Here is a 10,227-nt window from a genome sequence, read left to right as displayed (position 1 = left end):
TCTGCTACAGCCTGAATCACACCCAGCCGATCCACCTCCCGCCTGCTCATGGTAATGCGCTCCGTCACCATGCCCCTCCAAAAACCAAAAAGGGGACATTTTAAAATTGGGCAGAGGGGACATTACTGCTTTGGGCTAACAGCTGGTGAGCGGCCGCTCGCCACGACCCCCCCTGCCTGCTAGACTGGCGCCCCTTTTCAGCACGGACCAGAGCGTGACGGTACGGTACGTAGAGTCGTCCCGGCTTCCCACGGACTGGGGCGTCTTCACGATGCACGGTTTCGAGGACCCCGCGGCCAACAAGGAACACCTGGTGCTCACCATGGGCGACGTCGGCGACGGCGAGCCGGTACTGGCGCGCGTGCACTCCGAGTGCCTGACCGGTGATGCGCTCTTCAGCCTGCGCTGCGACTGTGGCAACCAGCTCGAGGCGGCCCTCAAGGCCATCGCCGAGGCGGGCCGCGGGGCGCTGTTCTACCTCCGCCAGGAGGGCCGGGGCATCGGCCTCCTGAACAAGATCCGCGCCTACAAGCTGCAGGACGAGGGCGCCGACACCGTGGAGGCCAACGAGCGGCTCGGCTTCGGCCCGGACATGCGTGACTACTCGCTCCTCGGCCCCATGTTTGCCCACCTCGGCATTACCAGCGTGAACCTCATGACCAATAACCCGCGCAAGGTCGCGGCCCTTGAGGAACTCGGCATCGAGGTGCTCCACCGCCTGCCGCTGGAGACGCACAGCAATCCCCACAACGAGAAATACCTGCGCACCAAGGGCGCCAAGCTCGGTCACATGTTCGGGGAGTGAGCTCCCCGGGTGGTCACCGCCGGGCCGTTCTGCCGGCCCGGCAGCGGCGGCTGCGAACAGGCTGTTGAGAGCTCACAGCTGGAAAGCAGGGCTAGCGGTCGCGCTCGACGATGAACCGGGCGAGATCGCGGAGGTCGTCGCCGCCGTGATCGAAGAGGTCGAGGGCGCCCAGGGCGGCCTCCAGGAGGGAGGCCGCCTCGCGGCGGGCGCCCTCGATGCCCAGAAGGCTGACGTAGGTGCTCTTGTTGGCGGCGGCGTCCTTGCCCCGGGTCTTGCCGAGGGTGGCGCTGTCGCTTTCCACGTCGAGGATGTCGTCCACGACCTGGAAGGCGAGCCCGATGTGCTCGCCGTAGTGGTCCAGGGCGGCGAGCTCCCGCTCGCCGGCGCCGGCGGCGTGTCCGCCCAGGGCGAGGGCGGCGCGGATGAGGGCGCCGGTCTTCAGGTTGTGCATCGCCTTCAGGGCATCGAGGGAGAGCGCCTCGCCAGTAGCGCTCACGTCGAGGTACTGGCCGCCGACCATGCCGGGAAAGCCCGAGGCGGCCGCGAGCACCTCCACCATGGCCAGGCGCGGGGCCGCATCGAGGCCCGGTGCGGCCGCCAGCAGGCTGAACGCCTGCACCTGCATGCCGTCGCCCACGAGGATTGCCGTGGCCTCGTCATAGGCCCGGTGCAGTGTGGGTTGTCCCCGGCGCAGGTCGTCGTCGTCCATCGCCGGTAGATCGTCGTGGATCAGGGAGTAGGTGTGCACCAGCTCGATGGCGGCCGCGGCGTGTTCCAGCGCCGGCGCGTCACCGCAGCCGAGGGCGCGGGCCGCGCGGTAGACGAGGATGGGGCGGATGCGCTTGCCCCCGACGCTCAGGGCATAGGCCACGGCCTCGCGCAGGGCGGGCGCCAGCGTTGACAGCTGGGTTTCCACCAGGGGTCGTGCGCGGGCTTCGAAACGCTCCCGGTCTGCTCCCAGGCTCACGGTTCAGGCATCCGCCCCGTCGTCCAGGGGCGCGGCCGACGGTTCGCCGTCGGCGTTCTCCGTGAGTTCCTGCACCTGCTGCTCCGCCTCGCGGAGCAGCGCCTGCGCCCGGCGCGTCAGCGTGATACCGGCCTCGAAATCTTTCAACGACTGCTCCAGCGGCTGCTCCTCGCCCTCCATGCGTACCAGGATGGCCTCGATCTCGGCAATGGTGGCCTCCAGCGTGGCGGGGCTCGCGTCGGCATCGGTTTTCTTGCGGCTGGCCATGGGGCGGGCATCCTTTTCCTGACGCGCCGAGTATAGCAGCGGAGCCCGGGCGCCGGGGACGGGAGCTCTGTGGCATAATCGCCGCCGCTGGAGGGAAAGCTGATGGATGACCGGCAGGCGCTCTGCGATGCCTATCGCTACCTTGCCGAGCGCGGGCTCAATCGCGGCTGCACCGGCAACCTGTCCCTGCGCCACGGTGACGGTTTCTGGATCACCCCGAGCGGTGCGAGCGCCGCGCGGCTGGCGTCGGCGACGCTGGTTTCCCTGGACCTGGCGGGTGAGTCGCTGTCGCCCGGCCGGCCTTCGAGCGAGTGGCGCTTGCACCGGGACATCTACACCGCCCGCCCGGAGGCGGCAGCGATCGTGCACACCCACTCCCCGCACGCGACTGCGCTCGCCTGCTTGCGCCGGGCTTTGCCCGCCTTTCACTACATGGTCGCCATCGCCGGCGGCCCGGATGTGCGTTGTGCACCCTATGCGCTGTTCGGTACCGAGGATCTCTCGGCCGCCGTCCTCGCCGCCCTCGATGATCGCAAGGCCTGCCTGCTCGCCAACCACGGGCTCATCGCCCTGGGTGCGGACCTCGAGGAGGCGGTGGCCATCGCCGAAGAGATCGAGGCGCTCTGCGGGCAGTATCTTGCTGCCTGCGAGGCGGGTGAGCCGGTACTCCTGACCGGGGATGAAATGGCAGCGGTGCTCGCGCGCTTCGCCACCTATGGCCGGGCACCGGCCGCGGAGGAATGACCCCTTGACCGAGGCAGCCACCGCCGTCGAGACGCTGCGTCTCGCCGGCGACACCCTGGAGCTCCTGGATCAGCGCCGGCTGCCCCTGGCCGTCGAATGGGTGCGCTGCAACGGGGCGGCCGATAGCGCCGAGGCGATACGCGCCATGGTCGTGCGCGGCGCCCCGGCGATCGGCGTGACGGCGGCCTACGGCATCGCGCTGGAGGCGCAGCGGCTCGCGGCCTCGGCCGAGGAGTTCGGCAGCCGCCTCGAGGCCGCCTTTGCCGTGCTCGCTGCCAGCCGGCCAACGGCGGTGAACCTGTTCTGGGCCCTGGATCGCATGCGGCGCGTCTGGAACGAGACCGGAGCGGCGGCGCCCGCCGCCGTGGCGGAGCGGCTCCTGGCGGCGGCAAAGGCTGTGCACGCCGAGGACGTGGCCGCAAACCGCGCCCTCGGCGAGCACGGTGCGGCGCTGCTGCCGGATGGCGCCCGTGTGCTCACGCATTGCAACGCCGGTGCCCTGGCCACGGCAGGCCACGGTACGGCCCTCGGCGTCGTGCGCAGCGCCGTCGCAGCCGGCAAGCGCATCTCGGTGATCGCCGGTGAGACGCGCCCGTTCCTCCAGGGCGCAAGGCTGACTGCCTGGGAACTGCAGGCCGAGGGCATCCCGGTGACGCTGATTACCGACAGCATGAGCGGGCACCTGATGGCCCGGGGGGAGATCGACGCGGTCATCGTCGGCGCAGACCGGGTGGCTGCCAATGGCGACGTGGCCAACAAGATCGGTACCTATATGGTAGCGGTACTGGCGCGCAACCACGGGATTCCCTTCTACGTGGCCTGCCCGCTGGCGACCATCGACCACGCCGTGGCCGAGGGCAGCGCCATCCCCATCGAGGAGCGCGCGCCGGAAGAAGTGACGGGGTTTGGGGGCACGCAGTGGGCGCCGGCAGGCGTTGCCGCGCGCCACCCGGCTTTCGATATCACCCCCGCGGCGCTGGTCACCGCGTTGGTGACCGAGGTGGGGGTTGTGACGCATCCGGACGCCCGAAAGCTCTCGGCATTGCCGGGGAAGGCCTCGAGCTAGGCGGTGGCGGCAGGAAGCTGCTGCCCGCGGCGCTAGCGGGCGCCGGGAGCCGCCCTTGCTGCCGCCGGACCGGGATAGTCCGGTGTAACGGCGTTGCTGTCTTCCGCGATCGCGCGGTTGATCGCAGTCGCAAGCTGCAGTTGAAGGCTGGTGCTCGCGCCGCTGCGATCGGCCAGCGCCGCTGCCCGGGCCGCCACCACGTCGTGAAGATCGAGGCCGAAGTGCTCCCTGAGCAGGTGCTTCAGCCGTGCGACGCCGCCGATGCGCCAGTGCCTGGCCAGCGTATCCAGGCTGGCGGTTGTTTGCTGGTCGCCGCGGACGAGCTCACGGAGACAGCGGTGAAGCCGCTGCCGCTGGATAAATGCGGCCACACCGCCCTCGCGCTCGAAGAGGCGGTAGATCGTGGCCCGGGAGCAGCCGAAGTGGTCGCAGAGGGTGTTCACGCCGAGTTCCGGGTCCGGAAGCTGCTCGTTGAGCAGGAACTTCATGGCGGCCAGGCGGGAGGTGTTGGCGTACTGGGCGCGCAGCAGCAGCGGGTGATTGCCCAGCAGCCCGTCGAGGAAACCGACAAAGCCGAGAGCAACGCTGTGGGCGCTGGCAGCGTCCAGCGTCGGTAGTTGCTGCCAGAGGAGCTCCACCATGGTGGCCAGTTGCCTCCCCCCGGCGGAGTTGCGCTCCCAGCTTAGGGCCGGGATCTTGCGGTTCAGCAGTTTGCTGGCCGAGAGACGGCTGCGGGGTATGCCCACGGTGATCAGGTCACACTCGCTGCTGTTACAGGCCCAGGACAGGGACCAGTCCGTGAGCAGGATGGTGTCGGTGGTGGCGGTGACGTGGTGCCTGTCGTCAATGCACAGCGCCTGCTGACCACGCTGCAGTATGCGCAGCAGGAGCCAGTCGTTGCCGCCGCTGTCAGCGAGGGCCTGGCTGCGCTCATGCCGCGCAGCGGACATGCTCCAGCGGCTGAGCAGCAGGCCATCGACGCGCCAGCTCTCCATGTCACGGTGCAGGGACCACGGCGTCGCGAGCGGCGAGACCTCGCAGTGGCCTTCGAGGGCGAGGCGGACGGCGGCCAGGTGCTGCGAGGGCGGCAGCTTGTCGGCCCGGACGCAGAGGCGCTGCAGGGGATGGTCGTTGCCCGCCTCGGGCAGCATCGCAGGGACCCTGCCGGCATCACTTGTCGCAGGCGCGCTGGCCGTATCCCCCGGAAACCGTATTGTCATCACTGCAACCGTCTTTATGGTGCTTGGCTATAGTACGTGTCGACGCAGCGAACAGGTCAGCGGTCGGGGGCCGAGGGTGGCCACTCCGTGACCTAGTCGGGATAAGGTGATCCTTTGGCTGAGACGCCGAGCCCTCGAGCCACGGTTGACGCTTGTGCAGGGGCAGCCCTGCACCGGCGCCTCACCGTTTCCGGTGGCTGGCTATCCAGCCATTGAGCAGGGCGGCGTACTGCCAGTAGTCCTGCCCGCTCCGCAGCGTGGGCTGCTTCCTGGCTTGCGGCGTCTGTGCTCGCAGGGCCTCCTGGGGTGACAGGTCGAACTGGGCCCGGAACAGGCGGCTGAAGCGGTGCGGGTTGGTGAAGCCCCAGGCCGAGGCCACCTGCTCCAGCACGCCCTTGGGCGGGCTCTGGATGCGGGTGAGTTCGCGCATGCAGGCGTGAAGGCGCTGCCGCTGGATGTAGGACGCGACGCCACCTTCGGCCTCGAACATCCGGTACACCGTCGCCCGCGAGCAGTGGAAGTGTTCGCAAAGTGCCTGGACACCCAGCCCGGGGTCGCGAAGATGCTCGTTGACGAACTGCCGCATGGCCTCGGCACGCGAGGTCTCCGCGTAGCGGTTGCGCAACAGCTCACCCTCGGCAAGGAGCAGGCCGCCGACGAGGCCGGTGAGGCCGGCAGCCAGCGCCGCGGCCTCGTCGTCAGCAAGCTGGGGCAGTTGTGCCAGCAGGTTCTCGAGAGCGTTGGCAAGGATCTCCGCCTGCGCGCTGCCCGGCGCCCAGGTGACTGCCGGGGTTCGCCTGCCCATGAGTTCCGCCGCCGGCAACTGGCTGCGCGGAAAGGCGACCGTGACCAGTTCGTAATCACTGGCGACGGAGACGTGCGGTACGCTCCAGTCCATCACGCACAGGGAGCCGGGCCCGAGACGGGTGTGGCTGTGCTGGTCCAGGATCGTGGAGATGCTGCCGCAGCGGAGGTAGTAGAGCACGATCCAGCTATCGCCACTGCATTCGACGTGGCGCTTCGTGCGTTCGTAGCGCGTCGCGCTCATGGCCTGGCGGGTGATGACGAGGTCGCACAGGGCCCAGGACCTGATGTCATCCCGGAACAGCCAGTCTTCCGTGAGGGGGATGACCTCACACTCGCCGGCGCAGACCCGGCGCCAGAGCGCCAGCTGGTGCTCGCGGGGAACCCGGCTTGCGGGAAACTCGCCGCAGATTACACCATTAGCTGGCAAGCCATCCTTTGCCACAGGCCTCCCGGGCGGCTGTTCCGCTCTTATTTGCTGTTACGGGCCAGTGTATCGACGCCCGCGGCCAAGTACAGGTGGCCGGGGTCCGGCTCCCTCAGGTTTCGGCGAGTTTTGTCTCAGGAAGGCAGTGCGGGCGGGCGCGAAGACCCGCCGCGGGCAGAGGGGAGCGGCGGTTTGCCCGGGCCGCGGCGGCGGGAAGTGTCAGCCCCGGGCAGCGGGCTTGATGAGACAGCTTTCCTTGCTGTTGCCGGCGTCGAAGTGGGCCTGGAAGACCTTCGGCGCGCGGCCGCGGCCGGACCAGAGGTGTTCCTTGCCGTCGACGACCAGGCGATACTTCGGCTTGACCTTTGCGCGCCTGCCCGCCGTGCCGCGGGCCTTCACCCCGGCCTTGCGCTTGCCGGCCTTGTTTTTCTTGAGATCCTCCGGGTCGAGACCGGTTTCCGCGAGCAGCTTGTTGATCTTGCGGATATTCGCCTCCCGGGCGGCTTCTTCTTTTTTCGCCGCCTTGGCTTTTTCGGCAGCGAGGACCTCGTTCAGGGCCTTGATGAGTTTTTCGAGTTCATCGATGGCGAGTTTGCGCGCGTCGGCCTTGAGCCTGGTCTTTGAAGTAAGCAGATCACGGAAGGTGGACATCAGTTTTTTCCTCTGAATCGATAGACGGGGAAAATTATACACTTTGTCCTGTTAATTCGTATCGGTGAATACTGGCGGGCGGATAATCGGATCACGGGCGGGTTTAATGCCGGGCGCCCCTGCCCGGCGCCTGAAAAAACCGGGTGTGGTGCCGGGTCGCTGATTATTGAGCGCAGATTTTTTTTTCGCCAAGAGATGACGGCCCGGGACCGGCCGGAAGGCTGCCCGGGTTTGCCAATCATTTATTCGGGCTTAAGCGCCGCGACCGGCTGGATATACTGACACCGGCCCGCTGTCGCGATCCGGTGCCGGTTTCCGGAGTATAAGTGTCGTCGCGCCGGCCGAGATCCGACTGCCCGTTCCCTTCCCGAAGGCCGCCCGCAACGAGCCGGGCAACGCCGGAAGCTCAGGCTTGAACCCGCATGGAGGGAACCGGTTCCGACTTCTCCCGCTCCGGGGATGGGCTTGCCAGGCGGACCAGTTGTTCCGCTGTCAGGCCGTGCCGCTCGCGCTGCTGGCCCTGCGACCCGTGCTCCACGAAATGGTCGCGGATGCCCGCGCGACGGACTGCGGCAACGATGCCTTCGCTATCGAGAAACTCGCTGACCGCGGACCCGGCTCCGCCGGCAACCGCATTCTCCTCGACCGTCAGGAATACCTTGTGCCCGGCACTCAGTTCCCGGAGCAGGGCCTCGTCGAGCGGTTTCACCCAGCGCATGTCCACCACGGTGGCGGCCAGCTGCTCGCCGGCTTCCAGCGCCTCCGGCAGCAGCGTGCCGAAATTCAGGATGGCGATGTCTGCGCCCGTGCGCACCACGACGCCCCTGCCGATTTCCATGGCCGTCATGTCTTCTTCGATGAGCGCTCCGGGCCCGGTCCCGCGCGGATAGCGCACCGCCGCGGGCCCCGGGTGCTGGTAGGCCGTGTACAGCATCTGCCGGCACTCGTTCTCGTCCGATGGCGCGCCCACCACCATGTTCGGGATGCAGCGCATGTAGGAGAGGTCGAAGGCGCCCTGGTGCGTAGGCCCGTCCTGGCCGACGAGGCCCGCGCGGTCGATCGCGTAGGTCACGTCGAGGTTCTGGATGGCGACGTCGTGGATGAACTGGTCGTAGGCCCGCTGCAGGAACGTGGAATAGATGGCGACGACCGGTTTCAGGCCATCGCAGGCCATGCCGGCGGCCAGCGTCACGGCGTGCTGCTCGGCGATGGCGACGTCGTAGAAACGTTCCGGGAAGTGCCGGGCGAACTCCACCATGCCCGAGCCCTCGCACATCGCGGGAGTGATGCCGACCAGCTTGTCGTCCTTTTCGGCCATGTCGCAGAGCCAGCGCCCGAATACGTCCTGGTATTTCGGCAGTTTCGGTTTTGGCTTTGCCGGTACCGGCATGGGGGCCGGCTTGTCGTCGGCCTTGGGTGCCTCGATCTTGTTGATGGCGTGGAACCCCACCGGGTCCTGTTCCGCGGGCTCGTAGCCGCGACCCTTGCGGGTGCAGATATGCAGGAATTGCGGGCCCTTGAGGTCGCGCATGTTGTCCAGCGTCTGCACGAGCTGGGGCAGGTCGTGGCCGTCGATGGGGCCGATGTAGTGCCAGCCGAGTTCCTCGAAGAGGGTGCCCGGGGCGACCATGCCTTTCATGTGTTCTTCCGTGCGCTTGGCAAGGTCCCAGGCCGGTCGCATCTTCTTCAGGACCTTCTTGCTGCCCTCGCGCATGGTGATGTATGTCTTGCTCGCCCAGATCTTGGCGAAATAGGTCGCCAGCCCCCCGGTGTTGTAGCCGATGGACATCTGGTTGTCGTTGAGGACGACAAGCATGTTGGGGCGGACGTCGCCGGCATGGGCCAGGGCCTCGAAGGCCATGCCGCCGGTGATGGCGCCGTCGCCGATCACGGCCACCACGCGGCGGTCGATGTGCTGCTTCTCGGCGGCCAGGGCCATGCCCATGGCGGCAGAGATGCTGGTGGAGGAGTGGCCGACGCCGAAGGTGTCATACTCGCTCTCGCTGCGCTTGGGGAAGCCCGAGAGCCCGCCGGCTTGCCGCATGGTATGCATCTGCTGCATGCGCCCGGTGAGAATCTTGTGGGGGTAGGCCTGGTGGCCCACGTCCCAGACGATGCGATCCTCCGGCGTGTTGAAGATGTGATGGAGCGCGATCGTCAGCTCGACCACCCCGAGGCCGGCACCGAAGTGCCCGCCGGACTGGCCCACGCTGTAGAGGAGGTAGGCGCGCAGGTCGCGCGCGAGCTGGTTCAGCTCTTCCTCGCCGAGGTCGCGGATGGAGCGCCCGGCGTCCACGGCATCAAGGAGCGGCGTGGCGGGGCGGACTGTCGGGATTTCTGCAAACATGGGTGAATAGTAGCGCATAATTCCAGCCCCTGTGACCCGTAATGCGTCCAGCCATTGATACGGATCAGTGCTACGCATCACTGACCGCGATCAGACTTTCGCGCTGCCCTTCGCGCTGCCCTCCAGCGCCTCTCGCAGCGCCTCTCGCAGCGCCATCGCGAGGCGCAGGTAGCCCGCCTCGTTCAGGTTGATCCCGTCACCCCGGTAGAGGGCCGGGTTCGGGCGTCCGTCCGGCCCGGCAAGGAGGCCATTGGCATCGATGACGGCGACGCCGCTCTTGTCTGCCGCCCAGGCGGCCAGGGCTTGGCTCATGGCTTCTATGCGCTCGTCGTCGCCCGGGTGCAGGGGCATTTTCAGCGGCGCGATGACGTAGACCATGGCCGTTGCGAGGTGCTGCGCGTTCAGGTCGACGAGGTCGCGGATGGCGGCAACGAGTTCCCCGGGCCGCTTGTCGTCCCGCAGGTGCAGATCGGCGTAGCTCGGCAGCAGCACGAGGATATCCGGGCGGTAGTAGCCGATGAGGCGCGCGTAGTAGTGCGTGATGTCCTCGATGGTCGCGTCCCCAAGGCCCCGGAGCAGCGTGGGGTGCGGGGCGAGCATGCCCGGCAGGTCATGCCAAAGCGCGACGCGCCGGCCGCCGACCACGAGGACCGGGTTCTCCGGGAGTGTGAGCGTCTCATCCTCACGGATGATGGTCTGCATTTCGTCGGCCCAGGCCGTCGGCGACGGGTCGAGGTAGGCCCTGAGTTCGCCGGTCAGCAGCCAGGCGAGATGGAAAAGCGGCAGGCAGAGGAGGATGCCGAAGAACATGCGTATGCTGCGCCACTCGAACATCTGCTGTCGCCCGGCTCTCTGCGCCCCTCTGCGTGCCCCGGAGTGTCGCCCAAACCCCGGGTCGGGGCAACGCCCCGCCCCTGTGATGCGCGTCG

Annotated in this window: 10 protein-coding genes; 3 read left to right on the top strand and 7 right to left on the bottom strand. The window is 67.9% G+C overall.

Annotated elements, in window-relative coordinates:
• Positions 1–214 precede the first annotated feature (214 nt).
• Entirely contained in the window at positions 215–805 is a 591-nt protein-coding gene (gene ribA, locus ACX93N_RS15060; protein WP_459429261.1) for a GTP cyclohydrolase II, read from the top strand.
• A 91-nt stretch (positions 806–896) separates the two neighbouring features.
• Here ribA and ACX93N_RS15055 read toward each other — a convergent pair whose 3' ends face one another.
• Both ACX93N_RS15055 and xseB read right to left on the bottom strand, forming a co-directional pair.
• Positions 897–1,772, bottom strand: a complete 876-nt coding sequence (locus ACX93N_RS15055) for a polyprenyl synthetase family protein (protein ID WP_459429260.1) — start codon at positions 1,770–1,772, stop codon at positions 897–899.
• A 3-nt stretch (positions 1,773–1,775) separates the two neighbouring features.
• Positions 1,776–2,039: an exodeoxyribonuclease VII small subunit gene (gene xseB, locus ACX93N_RS15050; protein WP_459429259.1), complete on the bottom strand. Its 264-nt coding sequence runs from the start codon at positions 2,037–2,039 to the stop codon at positions 1,776–1,778.
• A 102-nt stretch (positions 2,040–2,141) separates the two neighbouring features.
• Here xseB and ACX93N_RS15045 point away from each other — a divergent pair, with 102 nt between their 5' ends.
• Together ACX93N_RS15045 and mtnA are read left to right on the top strand one after the other, a co-directional pair.
• Positions 2,142–2,783: a class II aldolase/adducin family protein gene (locus ACX93N_RS15045; RefSeq protein ID WP_459429258.1), complete on the top strand. Its 642-nt coding sequence runs from the start codon at positions 2,142–2,144 to the stop codon at positions 2,781–2,783.
• 4 nt (positions 2,784–2,787) lie between these two features.
• A complete protein-coding gene (mtnA, locus tag ACX93N_RS15040) occupies positions 2,788–3,849 on the top strand; it encodes an S-methyl-5-thioribose-1-phosphate isomerase (protein ID WP_459429257.1) in 1,062 nt (353 codons plus the stop codon).
• Positions 3,850–3,881: 32 nt separating this feature from the next.
• Here the strand turns inward: mtnA and ACX93N_RS15035 are convergent, their stop codons facing one another.
• The 5 genes from ACX93N_RS15035 to ACX93N_RS15015 form a co-directional block, all read right to left on the bottom strand.
• Positions 3,882–5,000 carry an AraC-like ligand-binding domain-containing protein gene (locus ACX93N_RS15035; protein ID WP_459429256.1) on the bottom strand — a complete coding sequence of 373 codons (1,119 nt, stop codon included), beginning with the start codon at positions 4,998–5,000 and terminating at the stop codon, positions 3,882–3,884.
• Between the two features lie 250 nt (positions 5,001–5,250).
• Complete coding sequence (locus tag ACX93N_RS15030; protein ID WP_459429255.1) at positions 5,251–6,303, bottom strand: AraC family transcriptional regulator; 1,053 nt, start codon at positions 6,301–6,303, stop codon at positions 5,251–5,253.
• 216 nt (positions 6,304–6,519) lie between these two features.
• Positions 6,520–6,951 (bottom strand): H-NS histone family protein, encoded by a 432-nt coding sequence (locus tag ACX93N_RS15025; protein ID WP_459429254.1) that lies wholly within the window; start codon positions 6,949–6,951, stop codon positions 6,520–6,522.
• Positions 6,952–7,357: 406 nt separating this feature from the next.
• Positions 7,358–9,298: a 1-deoxy-D-xylulose-5-phosphate synthase gene (dxs, locus tag ACX93N_RS15020; protein ID WP_459429265.1), complete on the bottom strand. Its 1,941-nt coding sequence runs from the start codon at positions 9,296–9,298 to the stop codon at positions 7,358–7,360.
• Between the two features lie 90 nt (positions 9,299–9,388).
• The gene (locus ACX93N_RS15015) at positions 9,389–10,132 is read right to left on the bottom strand and encodes a GDSL-type esterase/lipase family protein (RefSeq protein WP_459429253.1); all 744 of its coding nucleotides are present in this window, start codon (positions 10,130–10,132) and stop codon (positions 9,389–9,391) included.
• Positions 10,133–10,227: the final 95 nt, after the last annotated feature.

The organism is Pseudohaliea sp. (assembly GCF_054552115.1).
The sequence above is the reverse complement of the archived record's forward strand: the minus strand, read 5'-3'. Positions and strand labels throughout refer to the sequence as shown.

Coding starts and splice junctions, on each gene's coding strand:
- xseB (WP_459429259.1), bottom strand. CDS start 2,039: ATGGCCAGCCGCAAGAAAACCGATGCCGACGCGAGCCCCGCCACGCTG.
- ACX93N_RS15045 (WP_459429258.1), top strand. CDS start 2,142: ATGGATGACCGGCAGGCGCTCTGCGATGCCTATCGCTACCTTGCCGAG.
- ACX93N_RS15035 (WP_459429256.1), bottom strand. CDS start 5,000: ATGCTGCCCGAGGCGGGCAACGACCATCCCCTGCAGCGCCTCTGCGTC.
- ACX93N_RS15025 (WP_459429254.1), bottom strand. CDS start 6,951: ATGTCCACCTTCCGTGATCTGCTTACTTCAAAGACCAGGCTCAAGGCC.
- dxs (WP_459429265.1), bottom strand. CDS start 9,298: ATGTTTGCAGAAATCCCGACAGTCCGCCCCGCCACGCCGCTCCTTGAT.
- ACX93N_RS15015 (WP_459429253.1), bottom strand. CDS start 10,132: ATGTTCGAGTGGCGCAGCATACGCATGTTCTTCGGCATCCTCCTCTGC.